At 75.3% G+C, this 17910-nt stretch carries 16 protein-coding genes; 10 read left to right on the forward strand and 6 right to left on the reverse strand.

All coding sequences use genetic code 11. The features are described from left to right. The first annotated feature begins 17 nt into the window (after positions 1-17). The 3 genes from J4E96_RS04440 to J4E96_RS04450 are packed head-to-tail and all read left to right on the forward strand — an operon-like array spanning position 18 to position 5820. Positions 18-341, forward strand: coding sequence for a WhiB family transcriptional regulator (locus J4E96_RS04440; RefSeq protein WP_227424580.1), 324 nt, complete (start codon positions 18-20; stop codon positions 339-341). A 29-nt stretch (positions 342-370) separates the two neighbouring features. Beyond that, a complete protein-coding gene (locus J4E96_RS04445; protein WP_227424581.1) occupies positions 371-4099 on the forward strand; it encodes a glycosyltransferase in 3729 nt (1242 codons plus the stop codon). Continuing rightward, complete coding sequence (locus J4E96_RS04450; RefSeq protein ID WP_227424582.1) at positions 4096-5820, forward strand: DUF5719 family protein; 1725 nt, start codon at positions 4096-4098, stop codon at positions 5818-5820. The genes J4E96_RS04445 and J4E96_RS04450 overlap by 4 nt, the downstream gene beginning before the upstream one ends. A gap of 14 nt (positions 5821-5834) precedes the next feature. Here J4E96_RS04450 and J4E96_RS04455 read toward each other — a convergent pair whose 3' ends face one another. Next, positions 5835-6704 carry a glycosyltransferase family 2 protein gene (locus J4E96_RS04455; protein WP_227424583.1) on the reverse strand — a complete coding sequence of 290 codons (870 nt, stop codon included), beginning with the start codon at positions 6702-6704 and terminating at the stop codon, positions 5835-5837. Positions 6705-6794: 90 nt separating this feature from the next. After that, entirely contained in the window at positions 6795-7247 is a 453-nt protein-coding gene (locus J4E96_RS04460; RefSeq protein ID WP_227424584.1) for a metallopeptidase family protein, read from the reverse strand. Between the two features lie 228 nt (positions 7248-7475). Between J4E96_RS04460 and J4E96_RS04465 the strand changes: the two genes are divergently transcribed. The 7 genes from J4E96_RS04465 to mtnN all read left to right on the forward strand — a co-directional run bounded on the left by J4E96_RS04465 (position 7476) and on the right by mtnN (position 12244). Then, complete coding sequence (locus J4E96_RS04465; protein ID WP_227424585.1) at positions 7476-7838, forward strand: DUF3499 domain-containing protein; 363 nt, start codon at positions 7476-7478, stop codon at positions 7836-7838. 26 nt (positions 7839-7864) lie between these two features. Beyond that, complete coding sequence (locus J4E96_RS04470; RefSeq protein ID WP_227424586.1) at positions 7865-8281, forward strand: hypothetical protein; 417 nt, start codon at positions 7865-7867, stop codon at positions 8279-8281. Positions 8282-8386: 105 nt separating this feature from the next. After that, positions 8387-9838, forward strand: coding sequence for a phosphohexomutase domain-containing protein (gene manB / locus J4E96_RS04475; protein ID WP_227424587.1), 1452 nt, complete (start codon positions 8387-8389; stop codon positions 9836-9838). A gap of 1 nt (position 9839) precedes the next feature. After that, positions 9840-10058, forward strand: a complete 219-nt coding sequence (locus tag J4E96_RS04480) for a Trm112 family protein (protein ID WP_227424588.1) — start codon at positions 9840-9842, stop codon at positions 10056-10058. Then, complete coding sequence (locus J4E96_RS04485; protein WP_227424589.1) at positions 10058-10987, forward strand: cation diffusion facilitator family transporter; 930 nt, start codon at positions 10058-10060, stop codon at positions 10985-10987. The genes J4E96_RS04480 and J4E96_RS04485 overlap by 1 nt, the downstream gene beginning before the upstream one ends. A gap of 97 nt (positions 10988-11084) precedes the next feature. Further along, entirely contained in the window at positions 11085-11537 is a 453-nt protein-coding gene (locus J4E96_RS04490; protein ID WP_227425663.1) for an S-ribosylhomocysteine lyase, read from the forward strand. Then, positions 11534-12244: a 5'-methylthioadenosine/S-adenosylhomocysteine nucleosidase gene (mtnN, locus tag J4E96_RS04495; RefSeq protein ID WP_227424590.1), complete on the forward strand. Its 711-nt coding sequence runs from the start codon at positions 11534-11536 to the stop codon at positions 12242-12244. Before J4E96_RS04490 ends, mtnN begins: the two co-directional genes overlap by 4 nt. Positions 12245-12603: 359 nt before the next feature. Here the strand turns inward: mtnN and J4E96_RS04500 are convergent, their stop codons facing one another. The 4 genes from J4E96_RS04500 to J4E96_RS04515 all read right to left on the reverse strand — a co-directional run bounded on the left by J4E96_RS04500 (position 12604) and on the right by J4E96_RS04515 (position 17838). Then, positions 12604-13524, reverse strand: coding sequence for a glycine betaine ABC transporter substrate-binding protein (locus J4E96_RS04500; protein WP_227424591.1), 921 nt, complete (start codon positions 13522-13524; stop codon positions 12604-12606). A 73-nt stretch (positions 13525-13597) separates the two neighbouring features. After that, positions 13598-14482, reverse strand: coding sequence for an ABC transporter permease (locus J4E96_RS04505; RefSeq protein ID WP_227424592.1), 885 nt, complete (start codon positions 14480-14482; stop codon positions 13598-13600). Next, entirely contained in the window at positions 14479-15765 is a 1287-nt protein-coding gene (locus tag J4E96_RS04510) for a quaternary amine ABC transporter ATP-binding protein (RefSeq protein WP_227424593.1), read from the reverse strand. The genes J4E96_RS04505 and J4E96_RS04510 overlap by 4 nt, the downstream gene beginning before the upstream one ends. Positions 15766-16200: 435 nt before the next feature. After that, positions 16201-17838, reverse strand: a complete 1638-nt coding sequence (locus J4E96_RS04515; protein WP_227424594.1) for an ABC-F family ATP-binding cassette domain-containing protein — start codon at positions 17836-17838, stop codon at positions 16201-16203. Between the last annotated feature and the right edge of the window lie 72 nt (positions 17839-17910).

The raw sequence follows: 17910 nt of genomic DNA on the forward strand, positions 1-17910 counted from the left end.
GAGCCGGAGGCACCCAGATGTGGAATCTGCTCGACGCGGACGGGTCCTTCCCGTCGGACCATCAGCGCGCCGCCGACGTCGCGCCAGTGCTTCCGATCTTCGGCGAGCTAGCTGACGACACTGCGGCCGGTTGGCAGGAGCGCGCGCTGTGCGCCCAGACCGACCCCGAGGCGTTCTTCCCCGAGAAGGGCGGCTCGACGCGCGAGGCCAAGAAGGTCTGCACCGGCTGTGACGTGCGCGTGGAGTGCCTCGAGTACGCCCTCGAGCACGACGAGCGCTTCGGCATCTGGGGCGGCCTCTCCGAGCGGGAACGGCGCAAGCTCAAGCGCCGGGTCGTCTGACGGTTCCCCTTGCGGGGCCCGTCCAGCACATGACCGATACCCCGCAGACCAGCTCCGTGCCGGCCGCCCAGGCCACCCCGATCGCAGCATCCTCCATCGTCGCCGTCCTCGTCACCCACGGCGTCACGTCCTACCTGCCGCAGACGCTCGCGGCGCTCGCCGCGCAGACGCTCGCCCCGGCCCGCGTCGTCGTCGTCGATGTCGACGCTGACGCAGCTCCCACCGACGATTCCTCCGTCGCGCAACTCGTGGCCCGGCTGCTCGGTCCGAGCTCCGCGGACGTGCGGGTGCACGCGGCGGCCGGCGCCCGGACGTTCGGCGCTGCGGTCGGCGCCGGGCTGGCCGGCGAGCCGGCGGCGACCGGCTGGGTGTGGCTGCTGCACGACGACAGCGCGCCCGATCCGACCGCGCTGGCGGAGCTGGCGCGCGCGGTCGAGCACTCGTCCTCGGTCGCGGTCGCGGGTGTCAAGCAGCGCAGCTGGACCGACGGCGCACGGCTGCTCGAGGTCGGCGTCACGACGTCGCGGCTGGGGCGGCGCGTCACCGGGATCGAGGACGGCGAGGTCGACCAGGGCCAGCACGACGGCCGCGTGGACGTGCTCGCCGTCGGGCTGGCTGGGGCGCTCGTGCGGCGCGAGGTCTGGGACGAGATCCGCGGCACCGACCCGGCGCTCGGGCCGTTCGGCGACGGCCTCGACCTGTGCCGGCGGGCCCGTCTCGCGGGGTACCGCGTCGTGGTCGTGCCGTCGGCGGTCGTCCGGCACGCGCAGGCGTCCTACCTCGGGCTGCGCCGGCAGGGGGCCGGCCCCGCGGGCTCGGTCGCCGCGGCGGGCGCGGCCGAGGGCACTGACCTCGCCGCGACCGATCCCGATCCCGAGGCCGATACCGGTCCCGAACCCGCCGCCGCCGTCCCCTCGTCTGCCGCCGACCCTGGCGACCCCCGCCGCTCGTTCGGCGCTCGCCGGCGCGCCCAGGTGCACGCCCGACTCGCCGCGGTGCCGCTGCCGCTGCTGCCGTTCCTCGGCGCCGGCTACCTGCTCGCCGGGGTGCTGCGCTGCCTCGTGCGGATCGCGAGCAAGGAGCTCGGGCTCGCGCTCGCCGAGCTCGCCGCGCCCGTCGCCGCGCTGGCGCACCCGGGCCGGATGGCCCGCGCGCGGGCGGTCGCCCGCCGGGCCTCGCGGCTGCCGCGCCGCTCCCTTCGCCCGTTGCAGGCGACCTGGCGTGACGTTCTCCGCGAGCAGCGCGACGGCCACTTCCAGCGGTCCGAGAGCCGTCGCGCGGGCGGCGCCCCGAGCGAGCTCGAGCGCGCCGAGCTCGCGGCGGTCACCTCCCGGCGCCGGCTGACACTCGGCGTCCTGGTCATCATCCTCGCGGCGCTGACCGCGCTCGCGCTCGACACCCTCATCAGCGGCGTGCTCGGCGGCGGCGCCCTCGCCGGCGGCGCGCTGCTGCCCGCGAGCGCCGACCTGGGCGAGCTGTGGCGCGCTGCGACGTCCGGCTGGGTCGCGGACGGCCTCGGCGCGCCGGGACCCGCCGACCCCCTCCTCACGATGCTCGTTCCCGTCGCCCTGCTCGCCGGCGGCGCGACGTCCGCCGCGGTCGCCGCGCTCTACCTCGGCGCCCTGGCGCTGGCCGGCGTCGGAGCCTGGTTCGCCGCAGGCGCCGGCACCCGGTCGGTCGGCGTGCGGCTGTGGGCTGCGCTCGTGTGGGTCGCCGCGCCGGCCCTGACGACCGCCCTCGACGGCGGGCGCCTCGGCGCCGTCGTCGCGCACGCGGCGCTGCCCTGGGTCGTGCTCGCGGTGGCGCGCGCCGTCGGGGTGCAGCGTTACGACGTGGTGGTCTCCGGACTCGTCGGTGCGCAGCGCCGCGCGGCCCGGGCGCCGGACGCCGCGGCCGAACCGTCCGCAGGGCCCCACCAGGTTGCCGCCGGCGACGTCCCGGCGCAGGACGTCGCGACGGTCGCGATCGAGTCCGAGACCGCGGCGTGGCTTGGCGGCGGCGAGCGCGAGGTCTGGCCCGACAGCGAGGCCGCGGCGCGCGCGACCGACCGCGCCGCCGTCGTCGCGCCCGAGCCCGAGCCCGGGGTGGGGAACTCCACCGACCCCGCCGACCAGCGCGCGGACCGGCCGCTCGGCTCGATCGGTGCCGCCGCGGCGGCGGGGCTCGCTTTCGCGGTCGTCGCCGCCGGCGCCCCCGTGCTCCTGCCCACCGGTCTGCTCGCGCTGCTCGCGGTCGCCGCCTGCGTGCCGCGCCGCCGCCGCGGCCGCCTCGTCCTCGTCGCCCTGCCCGCGCTCGCGCTGTTCGGCCCGACCATCGTCGAGGCGCTCTCCGACGTCGGCGGAGGCAGCTGGCGGGTCCTGCTCGCCGACCCGGGGCCGCCCGTCGCCTCGACCCCCGCGGCGCCCTGGCAGCAGCTGCTCGGCTGGCCCGTGGCGCCCGTCGACGGCGACCTCGCCTGGCTGCCCGCGCCCGTGGCCACCGCGCTGCCGTTCGTGCTGGGCGCCGTCGTCGGACTCTTCGCGCTCCTGGCCCTGCTCCGCGGCGCCGCGGTCGCGCGCGGGGTGCGCCTCGGCTGGTTCGTCGCGGCCTGCGGGCTCGGCGCCGCCTTCGTGTCCGCGCAGGTCGAGACCGCCGCCGGGCCGGCCGTGTTCGTCCGCGGCTGGAGCGGAGCCGGCGGCTCGCTCCTGCTGCTCGGCCTCCTGACCGCGGCCGTGCTCGGCACCGACCGGCTCGCCGCCCGGATGGCCCGCTACTCCTTCGGCTGGCGCCAGATCGTCGTCGTGGTCCTGACCGGCTGCGCCGTGCTCGCCCCAGCCATCCCGCTGACCGAGTGGGTCGTGCGCGCCCGGACTGATGCGACTTCCGGCGCCGGCGCGTCCGAGGTGAGCGTGACCGACGGCTCCGTCGTTTCGGCGGTGGGCGAGCAGTCGCAGCTCTCCGCGGACCGATCGAGGGTGCTGGCGCTCGGGCTCGACGGCGACGGCGTCCTGACCTACCAGCTCCTGACCTCCGACGGGGGACAACTCACCGACGTCGCCGCGGCCGTCGAGGCGCGCGGCGTCACGGGTGCACCCGGCAGCCCGGTGGACGCGCGCGGCGACGAGGCCGCGGGCGAGCTCGCCCGCATCGCCGCCCGCCTGGGCAACGCCGCGTCGACGGGCGCCGCGGCCGAGCTCTCGGAGCTCGCGGTCGCGACCGTGCTGGTGCCGCCCGCGACCGGCGCGCAGGCGACCGCCCTGCGGGCCGGCCTCGTCGGCCGGCTGGACTCCACGGCGGGCCTCGAGCGCATCACGGAGAACGGCTCGGGCGTCATCTGGCGGGTCGTCCCGGTGGCGGCCGACGCCGCGACCGAAGCCGACGCGGCCGACCCCGACGCCGCGGCCGACCCCGGCGTCGCGGGCGCGAGCTGGGCCAAGATCACCACCCCCGGCACGGACGGGCAGCGGGCCTCGTCCACGCCGGTCGCAGCCGAGCGGCTCGCCGTCGACACCGAGATCGCCGCCGGCGGCGCGGACCGCCTGCTCGTGCTCGCCGAGCGGGCCGACGCCGGGTGGCACGCCCAGCTCGACGGCCGGCCGCTGCGCTCGGTGGACTCGGACTGGCGGCAGACGTTCGCCCTCGGCGCCGACGGCGGGCAGCTCACCGTGACCTACGGCCGGGCCGACCGCATGCCCTGGCTCTGGCTCCAGGGCGCCGTCGGGCTGCTCACCCTCTTGCTCGCGCTGCCCGTCCGCCGCCGCCGGGGAGGGACCCGATGACCCGCCGCCCACCGCCCGCCGCGGGCGCCGACGCGTCCGGCGCTGCCGCCGCGGGCGCCGAGCCGTCCGCCGCGGCCGCCGAGCCGTCCGCCGAGGCCGCTGCGCCGGCGGTGCTTCGAGCGCCCGGCCGCCTGCGGGGGCGGCTCGCGCGGTTCGCGGGCGCGATCGCCGTCCTCGCGGTGACCGGCGCCGCGGCCGCCGCGGCCGTGGTCGTGCCGCCGCCCGCCGACGTTCCCGTCACGCCGGTCACGGTGGGCGTCCCCGCGGCCGCGAGCGTGGTCGTCTGCGCCGGCGCGCTCGCGCAGCCGGCGGGGGACGGGGTCGGGGACTCCGCGTTCGACCCGACCCCCGTGGACACCGTGAGCGAGCTCCGCGCGGTCTCGGCGGCGAGCGGCGACGACGACGCTGCGCCGGCCGGGACGCTCGCCCCGCTCGAGGGCGGGGAGCCGCTCGGAACGCTGCGCGCGGGCGGGTCGGGGGCGGGCGCGCTGCGGCTGGCCGGCCACGTCGGGCCGACCGTGCTGCGGGCCGAGCCGGTCGGCGACCTGCCACCGCACGCCGCGGCGTCGTCGGCGTCGATCACTACTGCGGGCGACCTGCGCGGCCTCGCGGCGGCGTCCTGCCAGGTGCCGGCCGCGGAGCAGTGGCTCGTCGGCGGCAGCACGGAGCTCAGCAACAGCGCGACCCTCGTCGTCGCGAACCCCGGCGCGACCGCCGCCGAGGTCACCATCGAGGTGTTCGGCCCGTCCGGCGCGGTCGAGCTCGCCGGCTCGGCCGGCTTCCTGGTCGCGCCCGGTGCCGAGCGCGCGCTGCTGCTCGAGGGCGTCGCCGCCGAGCAGCGGTTGATCGCCGTGCATGTCAGCGCCGCCGGCGGCCAGGTCACGGCGCGGGTCCAGGACAGCCGGCTCAACGGGTTCACCCCCGCGGGCGTGGACCTCGTCAGCGCCGGCGCCGCGCCCTCGACGCGGCAGGTCGTCAGCGGCCTGGTGGTCCCGGACTCGGCGCTCGACGACGCCGACACCGCGGTGCTTCGGCTGCTCGCGCCCGCGGCGGGAACGACCGCGCGGATCAGCCTGCTCGGCCCGGCGGGCGTCGTCGCCCTGCCCGGCGCGGACTCGGTCGAGCTCGTGGCGGGCGAGGTCACGGACCTGTCCCTCGGCGGGCTGCCCGCAGGCCCCTACACCGCAGTGGTCGACGCCGACGAGCCCGTCGTGGCGGCGGCGATGATCACGCGCACGGGGATCTCTGGTGAGTTCGACGACGTGCCCCCGCTCGAGCGGGCGTGGAGCGCGGCGGCGGTGCCGGGGCTGGACGCCACCGTGGCGCTGCCCGCGGGGGTGACCGGCACGGTGGTGCTCACCGGGATCGGGTCCGGGGCCGACGGCTCCGGCGAGGGGACGGCGACCGGGGTGCTGCGGGCGATCGGGGCCGACGGCGGCGTGCTCGCCGAGCGTGACGTGTCCGTGCCCGCCGGCACGACGACGAGCCTCGACGTCGGCTCGCTCTTTCCCGGCACGGTCGTCGCGGGGCTCGACCTCGTGCTGGCGCCGCCCGCCGGCGCGTCCGGCGACGAGGAGGCCGGGCCGGAGCTCGCGTGGTCGGTCGTCGGCTCCGTCCAGGCCGCCGACGGCGAGTTCGTCTCGGTGCTCACCCCGACGCCGACCGCCGTGGTGCCGGACTCGGTCGAGGTGCGCGGCTCGCACGCCCTCGGCCTGCCGTAGCGGCGCGCCGGGCCTCAGCGGTGGGCGGCCCGGAGCTCGAGGCGCAGCCGCAGGTGCAACCCGGCGGTGATCGCGGCGCGAACCGGCCACTCGAACCAGCGGTCGTAGCGGTGGTGGAGGTAGCGCTCGGCGCTGGTGTGGTGCGCGGTGATCATGCGCGCGGGGCGCTCGCGCCATGACGTGCCGCCGACGTGGGTGACCCGGGCGGCCGGGACGTAGACGTTGCTCCAGCCCGCGGCGCTGAGGCGCTCGCCGAGGTCGACGTCCTCGAAGAACATGAAGTAGGCCGGGTCGAAGCCGCCGACCTGTTCGAACGCGTCGCGGCGCAGCAGCAGGCACGCGCCCGAAAGCCAGCCCGCGGGGCGTTCGGCCGAGTCGGCCGACTCCTGGCGGGCCTGGTACGTGCGGGTCCACGGGTTGCCCGGCCAGACCCGCGCGAACAGCGCGTGGCCGACGCCCTGCGTCAGCGACGGCAGCTCGCGGGCCGACGGGTAGACCGTGCCGTCGGGATTGAGCAGGGCGGGGCCGAGCGAGCCGGCGCGCGGGTAGCGGTCCGCCGCGGCGACGAGCACGTCCAGCGATCCCGGCTCCCAGCTGATGTCGGGGTTGACCACGAGCAGCCACGGCTGGTCCGCGCCCGCGGCGCCGAGGTTGGCCGCCCTGCCGTAGCCGAGGTTCTCACCCGCGCGGATGACCCGGCCGCCGTGGGCCGCCGCGACGCGCTCGGGGGCGTCGTCGGTCGAGCCGTTGTCGACGAAGACGAGCTCGAGCGGCGCCGCCGTCGCTGCGCGCAGCGACGTCGCGAGCCCGTCCAGCTCGGCGCCGGAGTTGTAGGTCACGCAGATCGCGCGGATCGGTTGCAGGGGGCCGTCGGGGGTGGTCATCGCGGCCAAGGTTAGTGCCCGTTCCTGGGGGTCTCCCGTGCGGGCGGTGCGCGCGGGCCAGCAGGCCGGAGGTGCGGGCCGGAGGTGCGCTCAGTGCCCGCCGTCGCGGTAGTCGGGATCGACCTCGTCGGGGCTGCGCGCCAGGAGGTGGGCGACCTGCTCGACGACGACGTCGCGCACCAGGTCCTCGAGGTCGGCCGCGTCGATTGCGCGGGTCTCGACCGGGCGCCGGTACACGACGATTCGCGCCGCGAGCCCGATGTCGGCGGCGAAGTATCGGCCGAGCGGGACGCCGCCGTGCTCCCACGGGGCGGGGCTCGACGGCGGGACGTCCTCGACCGCGAACTCGGTGCCGTCGAGCTGGCGCGCCCACCGCTTCTCGAGCCGGCCGACCGCCGCGAGCACCAGGTCGTCGAACCGCTCGGCGCGGGTCCGGAACGCCGGCAGCCCGGCCGGCAGCAGGGGGCCGCGCGGACCGCGGCCGCGCCGGTCGCGGCGCCGGGCCGGCCGGATCGGATCGCGCGGAGCGGGAAGCGTGGTCATCGCATCGATCGTAGTGCTGGTCATGGATCGTCGTGCTGGTCGCCTGCGATCACTCGTCCCGGGGCGCGCCCGCCAGACGTACCGGCGTGCGGTGCGCCTAGGACCTCGCCTAGGACCCCCCTACGGCGCCTGGGCGCGCCGTCCACCTGCGCAGACGTGTGCGCGCGACGCGCGGGGGTCGACGCGCGAACGGGCGCGGCGCCGCGGGAGCGGCTGTACCGTGGTGAGGTGAGAACCGGCAGGCAGTGCTCGCGACCGACGTGCATCGGTGGTGCCGTCGCGACCTTGACCTATGTCTACGCCGACTCGACCGCGGTGCTCGGCCCGCTCGCACACCTTGCCGAGCCGCACTCGTACGACCTGTGCTCGGACCACGCCGAGCGGCTGACCGCCCCGCGGGGCTGGGAGGTGGTCCGGTTGATGCCCGACTTCGTCGAGGTCGGGCCCAGCCACGACGACCTGCTCGCGCTCGCCGACGCCGTCCGCGAGGCCGGCCGCCCGCGGCACCGGGTCGAAGCACCCCCCAGCCCACCGCTCGCGGAGGCCGGCCGACGCGGCCACCTGCGCATCCTGCGCGGCGACGGCTCATGAGCGATGACCGGACGAGGGCGGACGACATGGCGCGAATGCTGACCGAGTCGGGCGGAACGACTCGACGACCCCTGTCCCCACTCGCCGGCGCGACGCTGCCCACGACGTTCGCGGCCCCCGAGGGCGCCGTCGAGGCGGCCCGCACCGCCGGCTCGGTGCCGACCGTGCCGAGCCAGCGCCCGCGGGGACGCCGCCGCGCGGTGCCCGCGGCCCCGCTCGGCTCGATCACGCTCGAGACCACGCGCACGGTGCCCGGAACGTTGACCTGCGCCGAGTGCGACAGCGCCGAGCTGACCCACCTGCGGCTCACGCTCACCGACGGGAGCCCGGTCGTGTTCGTCTCCTGCCACGCGTGCGAGCACAAGGGCTGGTTCGCGGTCGGCGGCGCCGGTGAGGCGCTGTCGCTCGAGTCGGTGCTCGGCAGCTCGGCCAAGGTGCGTTGACTGCACGCTGCGCTGACTGCACGCTGCGCTGACAACACGCTGCGCTGACAACACGGCGCGCTGGCCGCGCCACGCGCGTGGGCGGGGTCGCTTAGGCTGTCCGCCGTGCCCGCCGCCAGCTCGAGACCGAACCCGTTCGCGCTCGGTGCGGCCTTCGCCGAGGTCATCGTCCTGCCCGACCTCGCGCGGTCCGGCGGGACTGATCCCGGCCGCGCCCTCGTGGGCCACGACGGGCAGGTGGGCAGCGCCGAGCGGGCAGCAGAACTCGCGGCCGGCCTGGCGGGCCGGGGCGTCGACGTCGAGCTGGTCGGCCCGTGCTCGATGGACGCCCTCCTCGCCGCGGCGGGTGCGCTTGAGGCGCCCGGCGCGATGGTGGCGGCCGAGCCCGGCTCGGGACGGCCCGCCGGCGTGCTGCTGGTCCGGGCCGACGGCCGGCCGGTCGAGCCCGGGTCGGGCCTGCCGGCGGTGCTCTCGCATGCCCTGGCCGAGCCTGCCGCCGTCGAGTCTGCCGCGGCCGAGACCCCCGGCGACGGCACCATCCGGCTGCGCCCCGCGCTCGCGAGCTACGCGGAGCTCCTGCGGTCGCTGGCCGACCTCACGCGCGTGCGCCCGCTCACGGTCGTCGTCGAGGCCGGGCACGGCGTCGCCGCGCTGACGGTCCCCGCGGTCCTCGGGACCGCCGTCGGGCTCCCCGCGCTGCCGCTCGAGATCATCGTGCTGTCGGCCGGGGCCGCCGGCGACCTCGGCTCCGCCCCGGCGCCGCACCCGAGCGACCCCGCCCACCTGCTCGCCCTGCGCGCCGAGGTCGTCGCCCGGGGCGCCGACCTCGGGCTGGCGTTCGACGCCGATGGCGACCGCGTCGTCGTCGTCGATGAGAACGGCGACCTCGTCAGCGCGGCCGTCGTCGCGATGCTCGTCGGGCTGCGCGAGGTCGAGCGCGAGCGGCGCGAGGGCGCGGCGCCGACGGTCGTGCTGGATCGGCTGCTCTCCGAGGCCGCCGGGGACCTGCTCACGGCCGCTGGCGCCGCCGTCGTGCGCTCGGGCGGGGGCGGGTCGTCCCTGCGGGCGGCGATGGCGGCGAGCGGCGCCGTCGTCGGTGCCTCGCCGGGCCTGCACTACGCCTTCCGCGACCTCTACCTCGCCGACTCCGGCCTGCTCGCCGCGATGCACGTGCTCGCGACGCTCGGCAGTGGGGGCGTCCCGCTCTCGGCGTTCGCGGAGGTCTACCAGCCGTACGCGCAGTCGGGCGAGATGGAGGTCCCGGTCGACGACGTCGCGGCCGCGCGCGCCCGGGTGGTCGCCGCGTACGTCACGCGGGCGGGCGCGGGGCCGGTGCAAGTCGACGCGCCGGACGGGGGTGACGCGGCCGCCGGCCTGACCGTGCGGCACTGGGCCGCGGCGCCGCGCTGGTGGTTCGACCTGCGGCCGGGGCCGGCCGGCACGACCGTGCGGCTTACCGTTGAGGCGGCCGACGAGGACATCATGGAGAAGGTGCGCGACGATGTGCTCGCGCTCGTCCGGGCCGGCGACGCACCGAAGACAGCCAACAAGGAGTGACATGACCGACGCACCGACCGCGCAGGAACCCGTGCTGGAGCCCTGGCTCCGCGAGATCCTGCGGTGCCCCGCAACGGGTGCGACGCTCGTCGACGGCGTGGGTCCCGACGGTCAGCCCGAGCTCGTCTCGACCGACCCGGTGAACCCGCTCGCCTACCCCGTCCGCGACGGCATCCCGGTGCTGCTCGTCGACGACGCGCGGCCCGTCCGGACCGCCTGATGTCGACGGGCGGAAGCAATCGCGCGATCATCGCTGCCCTGGCGGCGAACGTGGGGATCGCGATCACGAAGTTCATCGCCTTCCTGCTCACGAGCTCGAGCTCGATGCTCGCGGAGTCGGTGCACTCGTTGGCCGACTCGGGGAACCAGGCCCTGCTCCTGGTCGGCGGCAAGCGGTCGCGGCAGGCCGCCGACGCGAAGCACCCGTTCGGGTACGGCCGCGAGCGGTACCTGTACGCGTTCATCGTCTCGATCGTGCTGTTCAGCGTCGGCGGGCTGTTCGCGCTCTACGAGGCGTGGCACAAGTTCGCCGAGCCGCACCCGATCGAGTCGTGGAAGTGGGTGCCGATCGTCGTGCTCGTCGCGGCGATCGGGATGGAGAGCTACTCCTTCCGGACCGCGATCCACGAGTCCAACCACGTGCGCGGCGCGCAGTCGTGGGCCTCGTTCGTGCGGACCGCGAAGGCGCCCGAGCTGCCGGTCGTGCTGCTCGAGGACCTCGGCGCGCTCGTCGGGCTCGTGCTGGCGCTCGGCGGCGTCGGGATGACCCTCGTGACCGACGACGGCCGCTGGGACGCCGCCGGCACCGCCTCGATCGGGCTGCTCCTCGTCGTGATCGCGATCATCTTGTCGCTCGAGACGCGCTCGCTGCTGCTCGGGGAGTCCGCGACGCCGGCGAACGTCGAGTCCATCGCCGCGGCGCTGGTCGGCGGCGGCGTCGTCTCCGTCATCCACCTGCGCACGTTGCACCTCGGGCCGGAGGAGCTGCTCGTCGCGGCGAAGGTCGAGCTCGAACCGCTCGGGACGGCCGCCGAGGTCGCGGCCGCGATCGACGCCGCCGAGGTACGGGTCCGCGCGGCGGTGCCCGGCCTCGCCGCGGTCATCTACCTCGAGCCCGACCTGCGCCGATCGGTCACGGCCGCGGGGTGACCCGCGCTGCCGCGAGGGGCGGCGGTAGGATGATCCGTTCACCTCGACCACGCGTCGGATCCACCCAGCAGAGAGCGGTGCCGTGCCCCAGCCCAGGATGAACGTCGAGAGCTTCAACCTCGACCACCGCACCGTCGCCGCGCCCTTCGTGCGCGTCGCGGACACCAAGACGCTGCCGCACGGCGACCTCCTGACGAAGTACGACGTCCGGTTCTGCCAGCCCAACACCGATCGCCTGCCCATGCCCACGGTGCACTCGCTCGAGCACATGATGGCCGAGCACATGCGCAACCACTCGGGCGACGTCATCGACGTCTCGCCGATGGGCTGCCAGACCGGGTTCTACGTGCTCATGCAGGGCGAGCACACCTACGAAGAGTTCCTGGCCGTGCTCGAGGCGACGCTCGTCGACGTGTCGACGGCGACCGAGGTGCCCGCGGCGAACGAGGTGCAGTGCGGCTGGGCCGCGAGCCACACGCTCGAGGGCGCGCAGGCCGCCGCGATCGCCTTCCTCGCCGACCGGGCCCAGTGGAGCCAGGTCACCGCGTGATCGAGGTCGACGCCGTCATCATCACGGCGATGCGCGAGGAGATGGCGCCGTTCGAGGAGCGCTCGGACACGCTGGGCCGCTCGAGCACGCTCGGCCAGGCGACGATCCGGCTGTCGTCCTTCGGGCCCGCGCACGTGCTGCTCGTGACGTGCGGGATCGGGCTCGTGAACGCCGCGATCGCGACCGCGCTCGCCGTGAACCGGTCGCGGCCGGCGCGGGTCATCAGCGCGGGCTCGGCCGGGGGCCTGCACGCCGACGTGCGCGTCGGCGACGTCGTCGCCGGCACGAGCTACGTCTACGGCGGCGCGGACGCCCGCATGTTCGGGTACTCGCTCGGGCAGGTTCCGGGCATGCCGCCGAGCTACGCTCCCGCGCCCGACCTCGTCGCGGCCGCGCGCGCGTCCGACGGCGTCCGACTGCTGCGGGGGCCCGTGATCTCGGGCGACGCCTTCGTCGACGGCACCTCGGTCGACCAGGTCCGGGCGCGCTTCCCGGACGCGCTCGCGACCGACATGGAGTCCGCCGCGATCGCCCACACCTGCCACCTGTTCGACGTGCCGTTCCTCGCCGTCCGGGCCATCTCCGACCTGTGCGGCCCGGCCGCCGGCGCCGAGTTCCACCTCGCGGTCGAGGACGCCGCGGCGCGGTCCGCGGACGTCGCGCTCGGGCTCATCGCCGGCGCGGACCGGGCTCCCCAGCCCGTCTGACCGGCCGCCTCCGGCCGATCGGGCTCCCGGGGCCGGACCGTAGCGACGCGCGTGGGACGGGAGTGGCCAGCGGGGCGCATGCGCTGTCGCACCGGCCCCAGGAGTCACCTGCGTCACCCGCGCGTCGCTCCGGTCCGCGCAACCGATCCGGACGCGCTGCGCGGCCCCCGGATCGCCTCGCTGATCCCACCGTCCGCGCGGAGCATGTGGCGCGAGTGACGGCAGGGGCTGGAAGTGCCCCAGTTCCCGTCACTTCCGCCTCTTCCGCACCATGCTCCGCGCGGACGGTGCTCTGCAGAACGCGCGAGGCGCACCGCCCAGACATCGGACGGTGCGCCTCGCGGGTCGTGCCGAGCGGGCTACGCCTTGTCGGCCGCTGCCTTCAGGGTCGTGACGAACTCGGGGTTCTCCTCGAGCCACTGCGCGGCCGAGCCCTCGTTGTCGTCGCCGCCGTTCTCGTTGAACATCAGGTTCTCGAGAGTGAACAGCTCGTCACTGGTCAGCGTGAACTGCGCGAGCCACGAGGCGAGCTCGGGGTAGTCCTCGCCGAAGCCCGTACGGCCGACCATCTCGATGTTCTCCGCCTCGCCGAGCGTGCCCTCGGGGTCCTCGAGGTCGCGCAGCGGGAAGGCGTCGTACGCCCAGTGCGGGCGCCACAGCGTGACCGCGATGTTGCGGTCGGCGTCGATCGCGCCGCTGAGCTCGGCGAGCATCGCCGGGGTCGAGGACTCCACGAAGTCCAGGTCCTCGAGGCCGTAGGTCGGGATGACCTCGTCCTTCGTGATGCGCGTGAGGCCGGCGCCGGGCTCGATGCCGACCAGCCGGTTGTCGACGACGTCGCCCTGGGTCGCGAGATCCGCGATCGTCACCAGCGGCGAGTCCTCGTTCACGGCGATGGTCAGCCGCGCGTCGTCGTACCAGGAGCCCAGCTGCTCAAGGTCGTCGCCGTACTTCTCGAGGTAGTCGGCGTGGGTGACGGGGAGCCACATGTCGAAGTTGACGTCGAAGTCGCCGCCGGCGATGCCGGTGTAGACGATGCCGGGGTCGGCCGTCTCGAGCTCGACCTCGTAGCCCTCGTCCGCGAGGATCGCCTGCCACAGGTACGACGCGGCGATGCCCTCGTCCCAGCCGTTGTGGATCGCGATCGTGAGGTCCTTCTGGTCCCCGCCGGGGGTGAGGTCCGCGGCGTCGGCCTCCCCGCTCGCGCAGGCTCCGAGCAGGAGCGCGAGCGCGGCCGCCGAGGCGGTCAGGGCCAGGGGGCGGCTCAGGTGTGCGGTCATGGTGTCCTTTCGAGGTGCCGTGGCGTGCTGCCGACGGCGAAGGGTGGGTGCGAGCTGGGGCGCTGCAGCGTGGTCAGACGGCGGCGAGCTGCAGCGCGCGGGAGACCGGCGCGCGGGCGGCGAGCGCCGACGTCATGCGGTCGAGGTAGATCGCCAGGATCACGACGGCGAGGCCGGCCTCGAAGCCGAGTGCGACGTCGACGCGGGACAGGGCGGACAGGACGTCGCTGCCGAGCCCGTCGGCACCGACCATCCCGGAGATGACGGCCATCGACAGCGCGAGCATGATCACCTGGTTGATGCCGGCCATGATGGTCGGGAGTGCGAGCGGGATCTGGATCTGGCGCAGGATGCGGCCCGGCGACGCGCCGAACGCGTGGCCGGCCTCGACCACCTCGGAGTCGACCTGCCGGATGCCGAGCTCGGTGAAGCGCACCCCGGGGGCCATCGCGAACACGATCGTCGCGACGATCCCGGGCACGGCGCCGGTGAGGAAGATGACGACCGTCGGGATCAGGTAGACGAACGCGGGCATCGTCTGCATGAAGTCCAGCACCGGCCGCAGGGCGGCGGAGACCTTGTCGTTGCGCGCGGCGAGGATGCCGAGCGGCACCGCGATGGCGAGCGCGATGACGCTCGCGACCAGGACCAGCGCGAGCGTCGCCATCGCGTTCTCCCACTGGTCGACCCCGATGATCAGCGCGAAGCCGACCAGCGCGGTCACCGCGAGCTGCCAGCCCTTGAGGAAGAACGCCAGCGCGGCGAGCACGAGCACGACCGCCCAGGCGGGCGGCGCCGCGAGCACGTACTCGAGCCCGTCGTAGCCGCCCTCGAGCACGGACTTGATCGCGTCGAAGAGGCCGTCGAACGTGTGGGTGATCGCGGTCACGGCGCCGTCGACCCACTCGCCGAGCGGCAGGCGGAACAGCGGGTCGGAGCTAGCTGCGAGGACGGTCATTTGACGTCTCCCGTCCTGGAGAGGTTGAGTGCTTCGGATTCGAGCGCGTCGAGCTCGGTGTCGAGGTCCTCGCCCAGGCCCTCGGGGTCGACGGCGTCGACGGGCTCGACCACCGTCGGCTTCATGGCCTCGAGCAGCGTCACGCGGGGGATCACGCCGACGAGCTTGCCGCGGGCGTCCACCACCGGGACCGGCAGCGGCGTCTCGGCGGCGGGAGCGAACAGCTCAGCGAGCAGGGCGTCCTCCGTGACCGGCGACACCTCGTCGCGCGTCAGGTCGACGAGCGCGCCGCCGCCGGCGCGGACCGCGGCGACGACGTCCTGGTCGCGCACGACGCCGAGCAGCAGGCGGTCGCGGTCGACGACGTACGCCGCCGAGGTCTGCGCGTCGCGCATCGTGCGCAGGGCCACGTGCGGTCCGGCGGAGGCGACGACGACGGCGGTCGGGCGCACCATGACGGAGCCGGCCGTCAGGACCCGGGTGCGGTCGACGTCGGCGACGAACTGCGCGACGTAGTCGTCGGCCGGCGCGGACAGGATCTCCTCGGACGTGCCGATCTGGACGATGCGCCCGTCGCGCATCATGGCGATCCGGTCCCCGAGGTGCATGGCCTCGTTGAGGTCGTGCGTAATGAAGATGATGGTCTTGCCGAGGGTCTGCTGGAGCTCGAGCAGCTGCTCCTGCATCTCGCCGCGGATCAGCGGGTCGAGTGCGGAGAAGGCCTCGTCCATGAGCAGCACGTCGGTGTCGGCGGCCAGGGCGCGGGCGAGGCCCACGCGCTGGCGCATCCCGCCGGACAACTGCGACGGCAGGGAGTCCTCCCAGCCGTCGAGCCCGACGAGGCCGAGAGCCTCGGCGGCGCGCCGGCGGCGCTCGGTCTTGTCGACCCCGGAGATCTCCAGCGGAAACGCCGCGTTGTCGAGGACGGTGCGGTGCGGCAGGAGCGCGAAGTGCTGGAACACCATGCTCACGCGCTTGCGCCGAATGTCGCGCAGCTCCGACGCGCTGACCTTCGCCAGGTCGTGCTCGCCGAGCATGATGCTGCCCGCGGTCGGGCGGACCAGCCCGTTGAGCATGCGGATCAGGGTTGACTTGCCGGACCCCGACAGGCCCATCACGACGAACGTCTCGCCGGGGGCGACCTCGAAGCTCGTGTCGATGACGGCGGCCGTGCCGAGGCTCTTGACGTCGTCGCGGCCGGCGCCGTCCCGCAGGCGACGGACGGCCTCGTGCGGGCGTCGACCGAACACCTTGAACACGCCTTCGGCGCGGATTGCAGTCACAACTGTCCCCGTTCAGTAGCTCGCGATCCGGACCGCGCGCCCTCGGAGGCACGGCACAGCGCGCCACGCGCGATCGCGGGGCGGCAGTTCTTGGTCCGGGCAGACGGTCGATCGGTGGACGACGGCGGGCACCTGGTGCAACGCCGTGCACGTCACTCACGGGGCCGGCGCGCCGCCGAGTCAGGCACCAAAGGAGGCCTGTCGGGGCATGTCGCACGTCGCCCGGTTCAACCGATCGTAAATCTGTTCGACACCTACGATGCCTTGCCGACGCCAGATCGCCTAACGGGATTCGGCCCGGATCGTGCCCACGGGCGTCGCTCAGACCCGGATAAAGGGACCCTGACCGGTGGCTTTACCTGGTTTTGAGGTATGACCATAGTGAGGCCGAGCCGACGCGGTTTCGAGCCCGTCTGGCGCACCGATGCGGCTGAGCTACTCCTCGCGGACTGTCCCCGCGGCCACGACCCAGCGCCGGTTGACCGCGACGGCGTCCAGCATCCGGCGGTCGTGCGTGACGAGCAGCAGGGTCCCGGTGTATCCCGCGAGCGCCGACTCGAGCTGCTCGATCGCCGGCAGGTCGAGATGGTTGCTCGGCTCGTCGAGCACGAGCAGGTTGACGCCGCGCGCCTGCAGCAGCGCGAGCGCCGCGCGCGTGCGCTCGCCGGGGGACAGGGACCGGGCCGGGCGCTGCACGTGCGCCGCCTTGAGGCCGAACTTGGCGAGCAGCGTCCGCACCTCGGCGGCCGGCCACGCCGGCACCTGAGCCTCGAACGCGTCGGCGAGCGGAAGGGTCGAGTCGAGCAGGGCGCGCGCCTGGTCGACCTCGCCGATCGCGACGCTCGTGCCGAGCGACGCCGCGCCGCTCGCGAGCGGGACCCGGCCCAGCAGTGCGCCGAGCAACGTCGTCTTGCCGGCGCCGTTCGCACCCGTCACGGCGATCCGGTCGCCGGCGTCCACCTGGAGGTTCACGGGCCCGAGCGTGAACGGCCCCAGGTGCACGACGGCGTCGCGCAGGGTCGCGACCACGGCGCTCCCGCGGGGTGCGGCCGCGATCTCGTACCGCAGCTCCCACTCCTTGCGTGGCTCGGCGACCTCCTCGAGGCGCTCGATCATGCGGGCGGTCTGGCTGACCTTGGCGGCCTGCTTCTCGGTCTGCTCGACCCGGAAGCCGCGGCCGATCTTGTCGTTGTCCTTGCGCTTGCGCGCCGCCGCCTTGACGCCCTGATCCATCCAGCCCCGCTGCATCTTGCCGCGCTCCTCGAGGGCGCCGCGCTTGTCGGCGTACTCGTCGTAGTCCTCGCGCGCGTGCCGGCGCGCGGTCGCGCGCTCGTCGAGGTAGGCGTCGTAGCCGCCGCCGTACACGCCGACGCGCTGCTGGGCGAGGTCGAGCTCGACCACGCCCGTGACGCACCGCGAGAGGAACTCGCGGTCGTGCGAGACGACGACGATCCCGGCGCGTTGACCCTGGACGAACGCCTCGAGCCGCGCGAGGCCGTCGAGGTCCAGGTCGTTGGTCGGCTCGTCCAGCAACAGCACGTCGAAGCGCGCGAGCAGCAGCGCCGCCAGGCCGACGCGCGCCGCCTGACCGCCCGACAGCCCGGTCATCGGGTGGGTCAGGTCGAGCCGCAGCCCGAGGTCGGCCAGCACCTGACCGGTGCGTTCGTCCAGGTCGGCCGCGCCGAGCGCCATCCAACGGTCGAACGCGGCCGAGTAGGCGTCGTCCGCGCCGGGGCGCGCCTCGCCGAGGCCGGCGGCGGCGTCGTCGAGCGCGAGCTGTGCGGCCGCGACGCCGGTGCGGCGCTCGAGGTGCCCCGCGACGGTCTCGCCGACGCGTCGCTCAACCTCCTGCGGGAGCCAGCCGATCGTGGCGTCGGCGGGGGAGAGCGAGACGCTGCCGGTCGCCGGCGCGTCGAGCCCGGCGAGGATGCGCAGCAGCGTGGACTTGCCCGCGCCGTTGGCCCCGACGAGGCCGACCACGTCACCGGGGGCGACGGTGACGGCGAGGTCGGCGAAGAGCGTGCGGTCGGCATGGGCGGCGCTCACGCCGCGGGCCACCAGGGTTGCGGTCACGGTGCGAATTCTCGCAGCCGCGCGCGGGCGGCCGAACCGGCGGGCCGGTCCAGTGTGGGGCGGACGCGGGCC

The organism is Pengzhenrongella sicca (assembly GCF_017569225.1).
GTDB classification, from domain to species: Bacteria; Actinomycetota; Actinomycetes; order Actinomycetales; family Cellulomonadaceae; genus Pengzhenrongella; species Pengzhenrongella sicca.